The sequence below is a fragment of the Bacillus sp. FSL R9-9530 genome, from assembly GCF_038008145.1.
Taxonomy (GTDB): domain Bacteria; phylum Bacillota; class Bacilli; order Bacillales; family Bacillaceae_G; genus Bacillus_A; species Bacillus_A mycoides.
In genome coordinates this window covers 2,164,123-2,181,522 of sequence record NZ_JBBOYO010000001.1, presented here as the reverse complement: position 1 = coordinate 2,181,522, position 17,400 = coordinate 2,164,123, and the positions used below count along the sequence as shown (strand labels likewise).

At 35.3% G+C, this 17,400-nt stretch carries 14 protein-coding genes, 2 pseudogenes and 1 other annotated feature; of the genes and pseudogenes, 13 read left to right on the top strand and 3 right to left on the bottom strand.

Features of this window, described 5'->3' with window-relative positions; all coding sequences use genetic code 11:
- Positions 1-17 precede the first annotated feature (17 nt).
- From MKX66_RS10765 to MKX66_RS10755, 3 genes and pseudogenes are all read left to right on the top strand, one after another.
- Positions 18-830, top strand: a pseudogene (locus tag MKX66_RS10765) (polyphosphate kinase 2 family protein).
- Positions 831-1,361: 531 nt separating this feature from the next.
- Positions 1,362-1,697, top strand: coding sequence for a YrdB family protein (locus tag MKX66_RS10760; protein WP_341086136.1), 336 nt, complete (start codon positions 1,362-1,364; stop codon positions 1,695-1,697).
- A 153-nt stretch (positions 1,698-1,850) separates the two neighbouring features.
- Entirely contained in the window at positions 1,851-3,119 is a 1,269-nt protein-coding gene (locus MKX66_RS10755) for an MFS transporter (RefSeq protein WP_341086134.1), read from the top strand.
- A gap of 232 nt (positions 3,120-3,351) precedes the next feature.
- Here the strand turns inward: MKX66_RS10755 and MKX66_RS10745 are convergent.
- Positions 3,352-3,429, bottom strand: a pseudogene (locus MKX66_RS10745) (3-oxoacyl-ACP synthase); the annotation flags it as partial.
- Between the two features lie 180 nt (positions 3,430-3,609).
- Here MKX66_RS10745 and MKX66_RS10740 point away from each other — a divergent pair.
- The 7 genes from MKX66_RS10740 to MKX66_RS10710 all read left to right on the top strand — a co-directional run bounded on the left by MKX66_RS10740 (position 3,610) and on the right by MKX66_RS10710 (position 11,429).
- Complete coding sequence (locus MKX66_RS10740) at positions 3,610-4,164, top strand: cobalamin biosynthesis protein CbiN (protein WP_341086130.1); 555 nt, start codon at positions 3,610-3,612, stop codon at positions 4,162-4,164.
- 480 nt (positions 4,165-4,644) lie between these two features.
- Complete coding sequence (gene hflX / locus MKX66_RS10735; protein WP_341086128.1) at positions 4,645-5,904, top strand: GTPase HflX; 1,260 nt, start codon at positions 4,645-4,647, stop codon at positions 5,902-5,904.
- A 577-nt stretch (positions 5,905-6,481) separates the two neighbouring features.
- Positions 6,482-7,561: an RNA-guided endonuclease InsQ/TnpB family protein gene (locus MKX66_RS10730; RefSeq protein WP_341087640.1), complete on the top strand. Its 1,080-nt coding sequence runs from the start codon at positions 6,482-6,484 to the stop codon at positions 7,559-7,561.
- 203 nt (positions 7,562-7,764) lie between these two features.
- The gene (locus MKX66_RS10725) at positions 7,765-8,976 is read left to right on the top strand and encodes an MFS transporter (RefSeq protein ID WP_341086127.1); all 1,212 of its coding nucleotides are present in this window, start codon (positions 7,765-7,767) and stop codon (positions 8,974-8,976) included.
- Positions 8,977-8,986: 10 nt separating this feature from the next.
- The gene (gene cysK, locus MKX66_RS10720) at positions 8,987-9,904 is read left to right on the top strand and encodes a cysteine synthase A (protein ID WP_341086125.1); all 918 of its coding nucleotides are present in this window, start codon (positions 8,987-8,989) and stop codon (positions 9,902-9,904) included.
- A gap of 94 nt (positions 9,905-9,998) precedes the next feature.
- A complete protein-coding gene (locus MKX66_RS10715) occupies positions 9,999-10,511 on the top strand; it encodes a GNAT family N-acetyltransferase (protein WP_341086123.1) in 513 nt (170 codons plus the stop codon).
- Between the two features lie 93 nt (positions 10,512-10,604).
- Complete coding sequence (locus MKX66_RS10710) at positions 10,605-11,429, top strand: DUF4037 domain-containing protein (protein ID WP_131245868.1); 825 nt, start codon at positions 10,605-10,607, stop codon at positions 11,427-11,429.
- 41 nt (positions 11,430-11,470) lie between these two features.
- Here MKX66_RS10710 and MKX66_RS10705 read toward each other — a convergent pair whose 3' ends face one another.
- On the bottom strand, positions 11,471-13,105 hold the full coding sequence (locus MKX66_RS10705; RefSeq protein ID WP_002031219.1) for a putative polysaccharide biosynthesis protein: 1,635 nt from the start codon (positions 13,103-13,105) through the stop codon (positions 11,471-11,473).
- 220 nt (positions 13,106-13,325) lie between these two features.
- Positions 13,326-13,548: a binding site (T-box leader), on the top strand.
- 301 nt (positions 13,549-13,849) lie between these two features.
- Here MKX66_RS10705 and MKX66_RS10700 point away from each other — a divergent pair.
- Complete coding sequence (locus MKX66_RS10700; RefSeq protein WP_326996435.1) at positions 13,850-15,193, top strand: sodium-dependent transporter; 1,344 nt, start codon at positions 13,850-13,852, stop codon at positions 15,191-15,193.
- 38 nt (positions 15,194-15,231) lie between these two features.
- Here the strand turns inward: MKX66_RS10700 and MKX66_RS10695 are convergent, their stop codons facing one another.
- Positions 15,232-15,936: a polysaccharide deacetylase family protein gene (locus tag MKX66_RS10695; protein ID WP_341086118.1), complete on the bottom strand. Its 705-nt coding sequence runs from the start codon at positions 15,934-15,936 to the stop codon at positions 15,232-15,234.
- Between the two features lie 326 nt (positions 15,937-16,262).
- Here MKX66_RS10695 and MKX66_RS10690 point away from each other — a divergent pair, with 326 nt between their 5' ends.
- Together MKX66_RS10690 and MKX66_RS10685 are read left to right on the top strand one after the other, a co-directional pair.
- Positions 16,263-16,526 carry a CD3324 family protein gene (locus MKX66_RS10690; protein WP_002012161.1) on the top strand — a complete coding sequence of 88 codons (264 nt, stop codon included), beginning with the start codon at positions 16,263-16,265 and terminating at the stop codon, positions 16,524-16,526.
- Positions 16,527-16,681: 155 nt separating this feature from the next.
- Complete coding sequence (locus MKX66_RS10685) at positions 16,682-17,368, top strand: DUF421 domain-containing protein (RefSeq protein WP_002126773.1); 687 nt, start codon at positions 16,682-16,684, stop codon at positions 17,366-17,368.
- Positions 17,369-17,400: the final 32 nt, after the last annotated feature.

Here is a 17,400-nt window from a genome sequence, read left to right as displayed (position 1 = left end):
CAAGGGGGATTCGTTTGATGGAAAAAGAGCATCTTGCTAAAGTAGATTTAACGAAAAAAATTGAATCAAAATCTAAGTACAATAAGAAACTTGAAAAATATCAAATGCGCTTATTGGCACTACAGCAAATATTAAAAGAAGAGAAAATAGCCGTTATGATGGTTATGGAAGGTTGGGATGCGGCAGGTAAAGGCGGAGCGATTAAGCGAGTAACTGAACATCTTGATCCGCGTGGATTCCAAGTAAATCCAATTGGGGCGCCTGCTCCTCATGAAAAACGGTATCATTATTTACAACGTTTTTGGCGGAAACTTCCTCAATATGGGTAAATTACTATATTCGACCGTTCATGGTATGGGCGTGTATTAGTTGAACGTGTTGAAGGTTTTGCTACAAAAGAAGAGTGGACGAGAGCGTATGGTGAAATTAATGATTTCGAAAAACTATTAACTGATGATCATTACATAATAGGAAAGTTTTTCTATCATATTAGTAAAGACGAACAGTTAAAGAGATTTACAGAAAGAGAGAACAACCCTCTTAAAAGGTGGAAAATTACAGATGAAGACTGGCGAAATCGTGAAAAACGGGATGAGTATGTCGAAGCAATAGAAGACATGTTTGAAAATACAAATAAGCCGAATGCAAAATGGCATATTATCGCGAGTAATGATAAATTATACGCCCGTTTGAAAACATTGAAAGTAATTATTTCATTAATTGAGGATTATTTCTTAGAGCATAATATAGAATTACCTTCTTATTATAATGAAATAAAAGAAGGAAAGAAAAAGAAAATTGAATCTGTGCAAGATGCAGGAGTCAAATAGTAAAAAGGTTTGTATAGGAAATATGAAGGGAAGCTGTCTTTTAATTTGGTAAACCCAAATTAAAAGACAGCTTTTTAGTTGGAAGTATTTTATATATTTATATAAAGCGAGTGTACCAATTATTTTAGTTTGTGCTGTAGTAAGTTTGTTGTTTTAGGAAGGGGAAACTTTAAGAAAGAGTAGTAGGGGAATAGGCTAAATATGAATCGCATTTTAATTATGGAACGTTAGCTGCCAAAAAAATTTATAGAATTATTTTGGGAACTCCTCGGTAATGGGCGAAACGTAAACCGTGGAGTTCTTTATTTTGTGATTATAGGCATATGTATCACTGTCATTAAATATTTGCTTTCATTCATTATCCGTCAAGATCAAGTTTTCGAAGTTTAGAAAGATAAACTAAATAATATTAATAAGATGTATAATTGTTTTTTACATGTCATGAATGGGCACGTATCAAGTTCAAATAACGGATGCATAATATTATTTTCATAGGATTTTAAATATATTTTTCAAAGGGGTGTTCTTTAAATGTTTATAAAACCTATAAATTTAGTGATTCGATTTTTTCTAGAATTAGGTGCTCTTGCATCACTATGTTACTGGGGCTTTCAATTTTGGGAAAGTGTATATGTGAAATTTATTTTTGGCATTGGCTCACCACTACTTTTTGCGACAATATGGGGGATTTTCATTGCACCTAAAGCATCATTAAAACTGCCAGAACCATATAGGTTTATGTTGGAAATCATATTGTTTGGAGTTACCTCAGTTGCTCTATATGTTGTTGATCAAATAACCTTAGCTATTATTCTTGGAATGGTATTTGTAATAAATCGTACTTTAATCATTATTTGGAAACAATAATTTTTTGCTAAGTTTCTTCACGAAAGGAACTTAGCATTATTTAAGATGTAGGAGTAACGAAATATGGATAAATTTAAGCGCTTTCAATTTTGGGATTTTGTTGTTTTATAGTACATTAACAAGAGATATTAGTTTCATAGGAAGGGTGAGGAAATGATAGATATAGCAGATGCTTTAATAAGTAATCATATGTATACAGAAGAAGAGCAACAAAAATTATATAAACGAACGTTAATAATCGTAAGTATTTCACAAATGTTTGGCGGAGCGGGATTAGCTGCTGGTATTACAGTAGGTGCACTTCTTGCACAGCAAATGCTTGGGACGGATGCGTATGCAGGATTACCAGCTGCTATGTTTACAATGGGATCTGCGGTAGCGGCTTTCTTTGTTGGGAAGTTATCGCAAAAATATGGTCGCCGAATAGGACTTGCAACAGGGTTTATAGTAGGAGGACTAGGAGCTATTGGAGTTGTATTGGCTGCGTTAACAAATAGTATTATTCTATTACTAGTTTCTTTACTCATATATGGTGCGGGTACAGCGACGAATCTACAAGCTCGTTATGCTGGTACCGATTTAGCAGATAAGAAACAACGAGCAACTGCTATTAGTATTACGATGGTTATGACGACTTTTGGTGCGGTAGCTGGTCCAAATTTAGTAGGCGTAATGGGAGATTTTGCCCATTCAATTGGAATTCCTAACCTTGCTGGTCCGTTCATATTATCAGCAGCGGCATTTATACTTGCGGGTCTTGTACTTTTTGTTATGCTTCGTCCAGATCCATTAATTATTGCTAACATAATAGAAACATATAAACAAGAACATACATATAAAGGGCAACCAGTAACAGAAGAAATGATAGAAAATAAACGTGGTGTTACTGTTGGAGCAATCGTAATGATACTTACTCAAATAGTGATGGTTGCGATTATGACGATGACGCCAGTTCATATGGGGCATCATGGTCATGGTTTAAGTGCAATAGGGCTTGTAATTGGTTTTCATGTAGGTGCAATGTATCTTCCGTCTCTCGTTACAGGAATGTTAATTGATAAAATCGGCCGAACTACGATGAGTATAGCTGGTGGAGTAATTTTACTAGCGGCGGGTGTCATAGCTGCGATAGCGCCGAGTGATTCTTTACTATTATTAATTGTTGCTCTGTCTTTACTTGGGTTAGGGTGGAACCTCGGTTTAATAAGTGGTACAGCTCAAATTGTTGATGCAACTATACCTTCTACACGTGCAAAAACACAAGGAAAAATAGATGTATTTGTTGCGTTAGCTGGAGCTTCTGGTGGAGCGATGTCAGGTATGGTAGTAGCTAATTCAAGTTATGCGGCATTATCATTAGCGGGAGGGGCTGTAGCCTTACTGCTTATTCCAGTTGTGATATGGTCTCAGACAGGTAAATAAAATTCAGATAAAAGAAGCGGCGTTCAAAGGGAGATAATCAATCTTTGAATGCCGCTTTTTTGTGATCAACTAATAGTCTAACTGGAATCGTTGATATAATTTCATTTACCGTAATGTTAGTTGTATAAAAGGAAATTTCAGTTTAAATCCCACTCCACAATAAGTCCTAAATGCATACACCCATCGTCAAATCCCTACAGTAAAAGTGTATCTCCATTATTTAATTTTCCTTCTTTTCTAAATCGTTATTAGATAATATTTGATCTGGAACATAAGTACCAATTGCAGTAATACGAGATTGAGAATTCATAAGAACATCTCCTAACTTATTTTTATAATCTGATACTAATATTAGATCGTAAAAATATTGATAAAGATTTTCTGTTTAATAAAATTAATATATTTTAATAAACGGAAAGGGATTTGAGGAGTGATGTCCAAATAATATACGGAAAGCTTCTAAATTTGATAATGAAGGGGTTTGAGATTCTTGAAAAGAATCGTATATGTATTGTCTCTTGTTTTAATTTGTAGCTTTACTTATTTTATTTTACCAGAGAAATCTTATGCTTGTGATTGTACTAAAGCATCACCAGAAGAGAGGTTACAACAAAATGATGTAGTGTTTGAAGGTAAGGTATTAGAAGTTCAAGAGAAGGACGGAAGAATGAAAACATTATTTGAAGTGAAGAAAATTTGGAAAGGGACAAGTTCTTCGCAAATTATTATATATACAAGCAGTAGTAGTAGTTGTGCATTTCGTTTTGCAGAGGGAGGAGAGTACCTAGTGTTCACTTCTCATAGAGGAGAAGTGAAACTGTTGGAGACATCTAGCTGCAGTGGAACGAAGAGATTAGATGAGGCAGAGATAGAGAAAATGGCTTTACGTCATATTACAAAAGAGTCTGTTCCGACGAAGAAAGTGGATTTAAAAGATGAAATGGTAAGCGGTTTAAGTTGGTGGCAAGTAACTATCATTTCTATAGGTGTGTTATTGTTAATTGCTGTTGTTATTTTTATTGTGAGAAGAACTCGCAAAAAATGACGATTAAAGTAAAAATATAAAGATTTTCTTTCGGTTTCTATAGGTGGTTTAATCTTGTGAAAGCGAATTACTTATGCTACACTTTATGTAACTTAAAATGAACGGAGGGGCTTCCTTTGATCTTAATCAGATTACGTCTCAATACTTTGTGCCGATAATTGAATAGCGCTCAAAGGCTCTGTCTGTGTACAGAGTGAACGGGATTGGTCTGCCTATTTTAAAGGAACCCTTTATTAAGCTTATATGTGAAAAAGAGGGAGGGACGAATACGCCCTCTTTTTGTTTTGCCTTTATAAATAGAATGGGATAGTATAGGTGAACACTTGTTGGATACGTATACTATCTTGGGACTTTTTGACCATGTATAGGACGAAAGCACTGCTTTCTTCTATTTCTTTGGTGAACCCTTATCCGTTTACAAAAACACAGGCAGTGACCTGTGTTTTTTATTTTGCGTAATCGAAATGGAGGAATAAATATATGGAAGAATTATTACAAAGAGCAATATTAGTTGGAGTAAATTTAGGTAAGGAAGCTGATTTTGCATATTCGATGGAAGAGTTAGCAAATCTTACGGAAGCTTGTGATGTGGAAGTAATCGGTCAAGTGACGCAAAATTTACAACGAGTAAATCCGTCGCATTATATTGGAAAAGGGAAGATTGAAGAAGTAGCAGCGTATGTGAAAGAAGCAGATGCAAATATGGTCATCTTTAATGACGAATTATCTCCTTCACAAATTCGAAATTTAGAAGAGGATTTAGATTGTAAAGTAATTGATCGTACCATTTTAATTTTGGATATTTTTGCGCAGCGTGCGAAAACGAAAGAAGCGCAGTTGCAAGTAGAAGTGGCCCATCTTCAGTACATGATGCCTCGCTTAATCGGTCTTCGTGAATCGTTAGGAAGACAGAGCGGGGGAGTTGGCACGAAAAATAAAGGTGTCGGTGAGAAGAAGTTGGAATTAGACCGTCGTAAAATTGAAGAACAAATTGCAGCTCTAAATAAAGAATTAGAGGCACTTGTTGCACAACGTCAAACGCAGCGTAAACAACGTAAGAAAAATGAAATGCCAGTTGTATCATTAGTAGGATATACGAATGCAGGTAAATCAACGATAATGAATACAATGCTTGAAATTTTTAATGGTACTGTAGAAAAACAAGTATTTGAAAAAGATATGTTATTTGCGACGTTAGAGACATCTGTACGAAATATTGATTTGCCGGATAATAAATCATTTTTATTAACGGATACTGTTGGATTTGTAAGTAAATTACCGCATCATCTTGTGAAAGCCTTCCGTTCAACGCTAGAGGAAGTGGCAGAAGCGGATTTACTCATTCACGTTGTAGATTACTCAAATCCCAATTATGAGCAATTAATTGATATTACAAATGAAACGTTAAAGAAAATTGGCGTGGAAAATATCCCGACGATTTATGCATACAACAAATCAGATTTGGTAGATGTTGAAATTCCGAAAGTGCAAGAAGATCGCGTTTATCTATCTGCGAAGAAACATGTTGGAATTAAAGAGCTTGTAGAAGTAGTTCGTTCACACATTTATAAAGAGTATACGAAGTGTGAAATGTTAATTCCGTATGATCAAGGGCAGGTAGTTTCGTATTTCAACAATCATGCACACGTTTTATCTACGAGTTATGAAAACGAAGGTACGAAAATGGTACTAGAATGTAAGACGAGTGATTATGAGAAATATAAGCGTTTTTCTATTTAATAAAAAAAGGCGATCCTAATATGTTTTAGGATCGTCTTTTTCTTCATATTTGCAAGCCTTCCTTTCGTCCTGCCTTAGTATAAAAGAAAATACAAAGAGTTCATATGAATAAATCCGACAAAGCACATAGAAAAAATATATTTTTTTAGAAGTTGAATTTCTGGAAAAAGAAATGAAACCAGTATAGAATAGAAATGTTTCAAAACTCAGAATTTATTCTGATTAAAGTCTAAATTTATTACAGCCCTTTCCGAACGAGAAAGCCCATCGCCTTTAGGCATGGGATGAAAGTGAGGTTGGATACGGAGTGCCACTGAAAATCGCAAGGTTCGTGGTACTTTAAGTATCCAAAGTATAGGTAGTTTCTTCGAGTCTTTTTGTTGTAATTTTTCGAAAGTAAATGATACATTGTAACTAGAATCAACGATGATAGAAGTACGTTTCAAAGTGTTTGAGAGGAAAATCTCCTCACCTCATGTAGTTGTAAAGTTTATGGACACGTTCTTATTTTGTTTCTATTGCTAGAAATGTATCAAATGAACGATGTTGAAAATCAAAAAACAAGGGGATGAAACGTATGTCACAGCCCCTAACAGTGAAAGTGAAATTGATTCCAACAAAAGAGCAAATCCGTTTATTAGAACAAAGTAGTCACGAATATATCAAAGTTATAAATACACTTGTATCAGAAATGGTTAAAGCAAAGAAAAGTACGAAAAAAAGCACAAAAGATATCGAAGCAAATATTCCAAGTGCGGTGAAGAATCAAGCAATCAAAGACGCGAAAAGTTTGTTTGCTACAAAAGTAAAGAAAAGCAATTATAAAATCATTCCGATTTTAAAGAGGCCTGTTTGTATATGGAACAATCAAAATTATTCGTTTGACGCCACTCATATTTCAATTCCGTTTAAGGTAAATGGAAAGTCGACTCGTGTAAAAATCCAAGCTTTATTAAGCGATAAAAACAATCGCAATCTGAATCTATTAAAACATAAATTAGGCACACTTCGCATCACAAAGAAATCGAATAAGTGGATAGCCCAAATATCTGTCACACTTCCTACAAATAAAAGGACAGGAACGAAAATTTTAGGAGTAGACTTAGGTCTCAAGGTCCCCGCAGTAGCAATCACAGAGGATGATAAGATTCGTTTTTTTGGAAATGGTAGGCAAAACAAATGTAAGAAGCGTAAGTTTCGGTGTATTCGTAAGAAATTAGGAAAAGCCAAAAAAGTGAATGCGATTCGGCGATTGGATGATAAAGAACAAAGATGGATGCAAGATAAAGATCATAAAATAAGTCGTGAAATCATTAATTTTGCGATTGCAAATCATATTTCTGTCATTCGATTAGAACAATTAACGAATATAAGACAGACGGCAAGAACAAGCCGTAAAAACGAAAAAAACCTACACACTTGGTCATTCTATCGTTTGTCAAAATTTATTGAATATAAAGCGATATTAGCTGATATTCAGGTTGAATATGTGAATCCAGCTTATACAAGTCAAAGCTGTCCGAAATGCGCTGAAAAGAACAGGGCACAAGACAGAAAGTACAAGTGTCAATGTGGGTTTGAGACACACCGTGACATCGTTGGGGCGATGAATATTCGCTACGCAACTGTGATTGATGGTAACAGTCAATCAGCCTAAGCACCTATATGGTCTGGTTTAGGAGGGGCAATGAGATGCCCTCATCTTGAAGGCTGTTCAAAACAGAAATGGACTGCGAACGTTTAGTCATTCAAGAATCCCACCCGTAATTCCGTAAGGATTCGGGCTTGCGACTTTAGTCGTGGGAGTCTCAAACTAACTGTAATAAATATATATTTTGTACAGGAAGGAGAAATACACATATGCAGGCAGTTTCACAAAAAAATACAGTAGAAACACCGACAATATATCGAATATTATTTGCGATTAGTTTCGGACATTTTTTGAATGATTCGATGCAAGCAGTTGTGCCAGCGTTGTTTCCTATTTTGGAAAAAACGATGAATTTATCCTATATGCAAGTAGGGTGGATTGCGTTTGCGTTAAATATGACGTCATCGATTATGCAGCCGGTTTTTGGGATGTATTCAGATAAGAGGCCGTCACCATTTTTATTACCGCTCGGTATGTTTTCGAGTATGCTTGGGATGATTGGACTCGCATTTGCACCGAACTTTATAGTTGTTATTATTTCTGTTTTATTTATTGGATTAGGTTCCGCGGTCTTTCATCCGGAGGGCGCTCGTGTTGCTTACATGGCAGCCGGTGCAAAACGAGGTTTAGCACAAGCGATTTATCAAGTGGGGGGAAATACAGGGAATTCTCTAGCACCTATTTTTACAGCATTAATTTTCGTTCCGCTTGGTCAAATTGGTTCTTTAGGTTTTACAGCCTTTGCAGCAGTTGGAATTGTATTACTAATTTTCGTATCAAATTGGTATAAAAATGAATTAGCCACTGGTGCTGTAAGAAGGAAAAAGAGGGCTGCACTTGAGGCTGAAAATGCGATTGTAAGTACGCACATTAAATTTGTTATTATACTTCTTGTTTTTCTAACATTCGTACGTTCTTGGTACGGTGCTGGTATCGGGAATTTCTATCAATTTTATTTAATAGAGCATTACGGTTTATCTATAAAAAATGCACAGTATTTCGTCTTCGCTTTTATGATTGCTGGTGTATTAGGTACTTTCTTTGGTGGTCCGCTAGCGGATCGATTCGGTAAGAAAAAGATTATTGTCTTTTCGATGCTCGGTTCAGCGCCGCTTGCACTATTGTTACCTCACGTTTCTCTTATGTGGGTTGTACCGTTATTTTTATGCATTGGATTTATTAGCTCTAGTAGTTTTAGTGTAATCGTTGTATATGCTCAAGAACTTGTCCCAGGGAAAGTTGGAATGGTGTCAGGATTAATTGTCGGTCTTGCGTTTGGTCTTGGAGCATTAGGTGCTGTAGTCCTTGGGAAATTAGCTGATATGTATAGTCTTCAATTTATTATGCTATTATGTAGTGGTTTACCATTAATTGGACTTACTTCATTGTTACTGCCAAATGATAAGAAAACGATAGAATAGGGGATGCGCTATGAAATTATGTGAAAACGTTACAGAATTAATAGGAGATACACCTGTTGTCCGATTATCTAAATTTATTCCAGAGGACGCAGCGGATGTGTATGTAAAACTGGAAATGTTTAATCCTTCACGCAGTGTGAAAGATCGTGCTGCCTATAACTTAATTCATATTGCCGAGGAACACGGTCTCATTAAGCCAGGTGATACAATTATTGAACCGACAAGTGGAAATACAGGAATTGGCTTAGCGATGAATGCAGCTGCTAAAGGATATAAAGCTATTTTAATTATGCCAGATAATATGTCCAAAGAGCGTATTAATTTATTGAAAGCATACGGCGCAGAAGTAGTTTTAACACCAGCAGAACAAAGAATGCCAGGAGCAATTGCGAAGGCGTTAGAGTTACAAAAAGAAATTCCAAATAGTTTTATTCCGCAGCAATTTGAAAACCCAGCAAATCCGAATATTCATCGTTATACGACTGCACTTGAAATTTATGAACAAATGGATGGAGAACTTGATGCATTTGTAGCAACCGCAGGAACAGGCGGAACAATTACAGGGACCGGTGAAACGTTAAAAGAGAAACTACCAAACTTATATATTGCCGTAGTAGAACCGAAAGGATCACCAGTGTTATCTGGTGGTGTTCCAGGCCCTCATAAACTAGTCGGAACAAGCCCAGGGTTTATTCCCAAAAACTTAAATACAGAAGTGTATAACGAAATTATGCAAATTGCAGATGAAGAGGCATTAACTACAATGAGGAACTTGGCAAGACAAGAAGGATTACTAGTAGGGCCATCTTCAGGAGCTTCTGTTTACGCCGCAATAATGATAGCGAAGCGTTTAGGTGCTGGTAAAAAGGTTTTATGTATTGCACCTGATACAGGGGAACGCTATTTAAGTATGGGGCTATTTGAATAAAATTGATGGAAACACCTTAATAGTAAGGATGAAAATCCGCTATTAAGGTGTTTCTTTTAGAAAAATAGATAATGGGTGAGTGGGGAGAATGACAATGAAGCTATTGAAACCAACATACGAATATAGCGAACAAATTATGGAGTATAGGCAGGCATTTTTACATGCAGGAGAACAACCACACGGCAGTAGCTCTTTACAAAATTTTGATTCACTAGATGAATGGTTTGAAAAAGTGAGTATACAAGAAGTAGGAGGAAACTTACAAGCAAATCGAGTGCCATCTAGTCAGTTTTTAAGTTTTGAAAAAGGAGAACTTATCGGTTTTGTGAATATTAGACATCGATTAAATCCAGAATTATTGCTGGAAAGCGGTCATATCGGTTATAGTATCCATCCGAATAAACGTCGCCTAGGTTACGCGACAAAACAATTGAAACTTGCATTAAGTGAAGCGCAAAAGTTAGGGTTGAAGAAAGTGCTAATAACTTGTGATAAAGCTAATATTGGTTCGGCTAAAACGATTCAAAAGGTTGGCGGTGTGCTAGAAAATGAAGTAGTTTCTTCTAATTCTGGCGAAATTGTTCAGCGTTATTGGGTAGAAATATGATTTAGTTGAAATTTGAAAAGGTAATATAATGTTTAATATCGAAATAGATAAATGAAAAGTAAGGGGAGTACTGCAGTTTTAGGGGGAAATGCAATGGGATTAAAAGAGAAAGCGATAGAGATGTCGGAGATTTATAGGCAAAACCAGAAAGTCGAAGCTATTATTTTAGCAGGATCTGTAGCGAGAAAGTTAGAAGATGAACATTCAGATATTGAATTACATATTTTATGGTCAGAACCACCAGAGGATGAAGAGCGTCTAGGTCCAATTAATAATATTGGTGGAACGATTTTGTCATATCATCCTTACGAGGACGAAGAATGGTCGGAAACGTATTTGACGAAAGAAGGAATTAAACTAGAGATTAGTAACTTTTTAACATTGACAGTAGAAAAAATTATTTCAGAAGTTATAGAGCAGTATGATATAAATTATGAGAAACAATGTATTGTATCATCGGTTCATGATGGTGTGAGTTTGTATGGAGAAGTAAAAGTACATGCTCTAAAAGATAGAGTTGAAGCATTTCCAGAAGAACTGGCGAAAAGGATGATTTCAGAAAACCTTTGGTTAAGCAATCGTTGGCATAATCGAGAGGCGCTTTTAAAACGAAAAGACTGGCTTATGCTTTATGATGTTATTTGTGAAGTACAAAGGCATTTATTCGGTGTTTTATTCGGTTTGAATAGAATGTACGTGCACCATCCTGCGTTTAAATGGATGCCATATAATGTGGGACGAATGAGTATTAAACCTGAAAATTTATATGAGCGTATGGCGAATACGTTGATAGGGAAACCGGAGTATAGTGTACAGGAGTTAGAAGTGCTACTTGAAGAGGTATTACATTTAGTAGAACAATATGCTCCGGAGTTAAATATCGCTGAACAACAAAAGCGTATTCAATATGCGAAGTAAAAAAACAAGAGATGTAACAACGCGTTACATCTCTTGTTTTTTTACTTTACTAACTTTCCTAATACAGGCAATCGTCGAATCCTATCACCGAGAATATGCGAAGCAAGTCCACTCGTTAATACGAATAAAAGATAAACAAGTCCTCCTGCTGATGCGCATATAAACACAATGATCAGTGATTCTATATAAGATTGTCCAGGAATAATCCAGCTTATAATTGCTCTTAATACAATTACAACAGCAGACATTGCTGCGGAGTAAATCGTAATTAGAAATACTGTTTTTGCTGTTTCGCCAATTTTAAATTTCGCAAACTTAACGATGCAGTATAACATAATAATATTTGAAACGAGATATCCAAGAATTGTTCCAAGTACAGCACCATGTCCACCGAATAAATGTAAGAGCGGTGTGTTCACCACAATTTTAACGAGAATACCGGCTGAGAATGCAATCATTGTTTTTCTTTGATAATCAATTCCTTGTAATATAGCGGCTGAAACTGTGAAAATTGCACTTAATACAGCAGAAGGTGCAAATGAAATTAAATATTGTGATCCACCAAGTGCAATTTCAGGATTTACATAAACCATGCGGAATGCATCGTAAGCGATACTAGCAAGACCGAATGCGGCTGGGATAGTGAAGAATAACAACACTTGAAATATCTTTGAAATTTGTCCTTGTAATTCATCTAGCTTCCCGCTTGTAAATGATTTCGTTATAGCCGGAATAATTGTTAATGAGAATCCAGTTGCAAGTGAAGCCGGAATCATAATTAACTTTTGGGCATAGTTCGTTATATAAGCGAAAACTGCATTCGCGGTTTCTAAAGGTTCTCCCATCGCTCTAAGGACATCAGCTACGGTATATTGATCTACTAACGTATAGAGCGGGATTGCAATGCCTACAAATACAATTGGAATTGCATAACGTAGTAATTCCATATAAATACTTCTTAACGGAATGTTTGATGATCTCGTTTTCAGCTCACCTTCAGGAGGTTTTAATCCATTATATTTTTTCCAGTACATCATTAAAATAGAGACGCTTGCAAGTGCCCCGATAACAGCACCAAATGTAGCAACTGCCACAGAAGAAGCTACTGAACCTCCTAATAGTTTTGAGACGATAAAACTACCAACTAAAATGAAAACGACACGTGCGATTTGTTCTACGACTTGAGAAACAGCACTTGGTTTCATATGTTGAAAACCTTGGAAATAACCACGTGTAACACTCATAGCTGGTACGATAATAAGCGCGAAGCTTAATGCTCGCATTGTAAGTGTTACGTCTGCGATAAATTGTGGATCTGGTGTTTTCGAGCGAATAATAAATTGTGATATGTACGGTGCTCCAATAAATAAAGTTAAAAATCCTAAAAAGCCCATAAACATCATTAATTTTACGCTCGAGTTATACAATTTTTTACTTGTACTATAATCACCAAGTGCATTATGTTTTGCAACAAATTTTGAGACGGCAATAGGAATACCAGCTGTTGAAAAGCTTAATAAAATACCGTACCAAGAGTATGCGTATCCATATAAAGCGACCCCTTGCGTTCCAACTAATAATTGAAAGGGGAAAAAGTATATAAAACCTAAAATTCGTGAAATCATTGTTGCACCACTTAATAAAGCGGTACCTTTTAAAACTTTTGAAGTAGACAAAATTCTTTCCTCCTACTCGTGCTGTCTTGCATTTATCGTATACTACTATAAACCTGCTAGAGAAGTTAATACAGTATAAACCATAAATGTTCTAATACTATTCATACAAAAGTCATATTTTGAATTTTTAAATAGAATGTAATGCATAAAATTTCAAAATATAAGTTGACACTATTTTTAATGTATGATAAAAATGATAGTAATCAATTCGGAAAATAATATTTGGGCAATGAAAGGGTACAGTAGTGAATATCTCCCTATTTCAGAGAGCTGATGGTTGGTGTGAATCAGTATATAGATTATTCATGAAGTTCGTCCTGGAGCATCTTTCATAAATCTCATGTTTTGAGGAAATGAAAGACGGTAGTTTATACCGTTATCAAATAAAGTGGTGAAGATTGTTTCACAACTAGGGTGGTACCGCGATATTTATCGTCCCTACGTATTTACGTAGGGACGTTTTTTATTTAGGTCCTAACTTTGGTGTGGCTTCATAACTAGGGTGGTACCGCGATATTTTATCGTCCCTACGTATTTGCGTAGGGACGTTTTTTATTTAGGTCCTAACTTTGGTGTATCTTCATAACTAGGGTGGTACCGCGATATTTTTGTCGTCCCTACGTATTTACGTAGGGGCGTTTTTTATTATTAGGGAGGAAGTGAACGTATTAGAAAAGAGTATGGATAGAACAATATAAATACTGGATTGTAAAACAGAAAAAGATAAAGAGAGGAGATTAACAAATGAATTCACAGCAATGGACATCGAAATTAGGTTTCGTATTAGCTGCAGCAGGTTCAGCGATTGGTCTTGGAGCGATTTGGAAGTTCCCGTATATGGCCGGAATTGGAGGAGGCGGCGCGTTCTTCCTTATTTTCATCGGTTTCACATTATTAATTGGTTTACCGCTATTATTAGCTGAATTCGTTATCGGAAGAAGTACACAAAAAGAGGCTGTTGATGCGTATAGCGAAATCGCACCAAAAACACTATGGCCTTGGTTAGGTAAATTAGGGATTGTAACTTGTTTCATATTACTTTCTTTCTACAGTGTTGTAGGAGGATGGATTATATTATACTTATGGAATGCAATTACAGGTAGACTATGGGAAGGAAATGGAGCATACGAAGCTACGTTTGGTGAAATCATTTCCAATCCGTATTTAGCAGTTGGATCACAGCTATTATTCATCCTTATTACTATTTTTATCGTAAGTAAAGGTGTACAAAATGGTGTTGAAAAAGTAAATAAATATTTCATGCCAGCATTATTCGTTTTATTCTTTGTATTAATTGTTCGTGCACTTACGTTAGATGGTGCCGGAGAAGGAGTTCGATTCTTCTTACAACCTGATTTCTCAAACGTAACATCAGAAATCATTTTATATGCAATGGGGCAATCGTTCTTTTCGTTATCTGTCGGGGTAGCCGTTATGGTAACGTATAGTTCGTACTTACCGAAAGAAGAAAGCTTACCACGTTCAGCATTTTCTATCGTAGCTTTAACGCTTGTGATTACATTACTTGCAGGGCTTGCAATTTTCCCAGTAGTGTTCGCATTTGGGATGGAACCATCTCAAGGACCAGGGCTATTATTTATCGTACTGCCAGCTATTTTCAGTAAAATGGCGTTCGGGAAGTTATTCTTTATTGTTTTCTTATTACTATTCTTCTTTGCTACTATTACATCAGCAATTTCGATGTTAGAAATTAGTGTTGCGTCTTTAACAACTAAAGGTAAAAGTAAAGGGAAACGTGAAAAAATGGCATTAATTGTTGGCTTGTTAATCTTTGTTGTAGGGGTTCCATCAGCCTTATCATTCGGTTTGTTAAGTGATGTGAAACCATTTGGGAAAACAATTTTTGATTTAGCAGACTATGCGGTTAGTAACATATTAATGCCGCTTGGTGTTTTATTAGTTTCCATCTTTGTTCCGTTGAAAATGAAGAAAGATGTATTAATGAAAGAGCTTGGTGTAAGTAAAAATAAAGGCTATAAACTATTCGTATTATGGTTATTCTTACTTCGCTATATTGCACCAATTGCGATTATTATCGTATTCCTAAATGTGCTTGGAATTATATAAAAGAAAGGTAGCGTATCGAGATATGATACGCTACCTTTTTATTTTGCTTTTTTTTGCAATTCGTTTACTGTCACGAATTGATAGCCCTTTTTAGATAAAGAGTCTAAAATACCTTCAATAGTTTGCAGATTTTCATTAGATTCATCGTACATAGGGTGCAATAAAATGATAGAACCTGGTTTTACATTTTTACTAACATATTCAATTTTATCAGCTGTAGATGTATAAAAAGTATCAGGTTCAAGGTCCCATGTGATTGTTTCGATATTGTTTTTATTTAAATAATAGGGCAGACCAATTAGCTTTTTACCGTTAGGTGGTCTAAAATCAATTCCATCTGTATATCCTGTTTGACGGATTATCGAGTTCGTTTTTTCTATTTCTTTTTTAATAAAAGAAGGCGTTTTGAAAACCATTCTGTTATGAGAGTATGTATGGTTTCCAATTTGGTGTCCAGATTGTACGATATCTTCTCCTAACGATAGGTTTTTCTCTAGTTCATTTCCGATTAAAAAGAAAGTAGCTTTTGCATTGTATCGATCTAGTAGCGGTAATATTTGTTTTACATTGTTAGTAGGACCATCATCAAAAGTTAAAGCAATCACTTTTTCATTTGTTTCTACTCGGTTTGTTAAACCTCCAAACAATTGAAAACTTCTTGTGTTCATCAATTTGTATGTTCCGAATAATGCTACAGTAATAATGAATAATGTAACGATTGTAATGATTATATTCTTTTTCATAACGCAACCTCACTATACTTTTGGATTGGACTAAAAAGTATTATATCAAACTAAGTAACTTCGTGCTTTAAAAAGGATGTGGATGCAAGGGGAAGAAATTTATCATATAATAAAATGCAAAAGGTATATTAGGAGGTGTTTATATGGCGATTATAATTCAATTGCCAGACACTGCAACGTCTCATGCAAAGCCAAGTATGGAAATGGCGATACTTTGCGTGGGGTAGACAAGTAATATACAATCGCCTAAATGAGCTCGTATCATTTTTTATATTTGGCTTTGCACCTTATTGAAATGAACCATAAAAAATAAGGGGCGAGCAGAAATGAAATACGTTAAAGCTGCGACGGTTTTACCAGAAAGTTTAATTGCTGAAATTCAAAAGTATATACAAGGTGAAACAATTTACATTCCAAAACAAGAAACAAAACATTATAAATGGGGTACACAATCTGGAGGAAGAAAACAACTAGATGAAAGAAACAAAGCTATTAAAGAAGCGTTTAAAAGTGGAATTTCCATTCATCAACTTGCGGAGGAGCATTTTCTTTCCGGAGAAACGATTAAAAAGATTGTGTATTCTAAATGAAAATAAAAGAGTCTAGTTCAATTATTAAATTGAACTAGACTCTTTTTGTTTTGTATCTATTGGATATGAATGGGCAAGATAATAGAAAAAATGTGCCGGCTTTTTACTAAATAGAATATAGAGCATTTGAGTGAAAAGCAGAAAGGTGAGCATATATGAATCATCTAGGACAAATAACGATAGAACTATTTTTTGGTTTTTTTGTGCTATTGATTGCTACTAAAATATTAGGGAAGACACAAATATCTCAGTTAACGCCATTTGATTTTATTTCTGCCATAGTTCTCGGAGAATTAGTAGGAAATACTATATATGATCCGGAAATAAAAGTATGGTCTATTTTATATGCAGTACTTGTATGGGTAGTGTTAATTTATACAATAGAAGTGATAACGCAAAAATTTAGGGGGACGAGAAGTTTTTTTGAAGGCTCTCCGTCAATCATTATCCGTAATGGATATATTGACCGGGAACAACTAAGTTCAAATCATTTGGATATTAATCAACTACAACAAATGCTAAGACAACAAAAAGATATATTTTCAATCCGAGAAGTTGAATATATGATTTTGGAACCTAATGGAAACATAAGTGTTCTGAAGAAAAGCAAATATGAATCTCCTACTATAAATGATTTAAGTTTAAAACATAAACCTGTATACTTACCGATTTCATTAATTAGTGATGGAAAAGTAGTGAAAGATAATTTGAGGGAAGCAGGTTTTGATGAAGGATGGCTTTATAAACAAATAAAGCAAAAAGGGATTACTAAATTTGAAGATGTATTATATGCAGAATGGAAAACAGATGATGGTTTCTTTTGTCAGGAAATGCCTCGGTAGAACATAGTCAGAGTATGTAATGTTCATTTCTA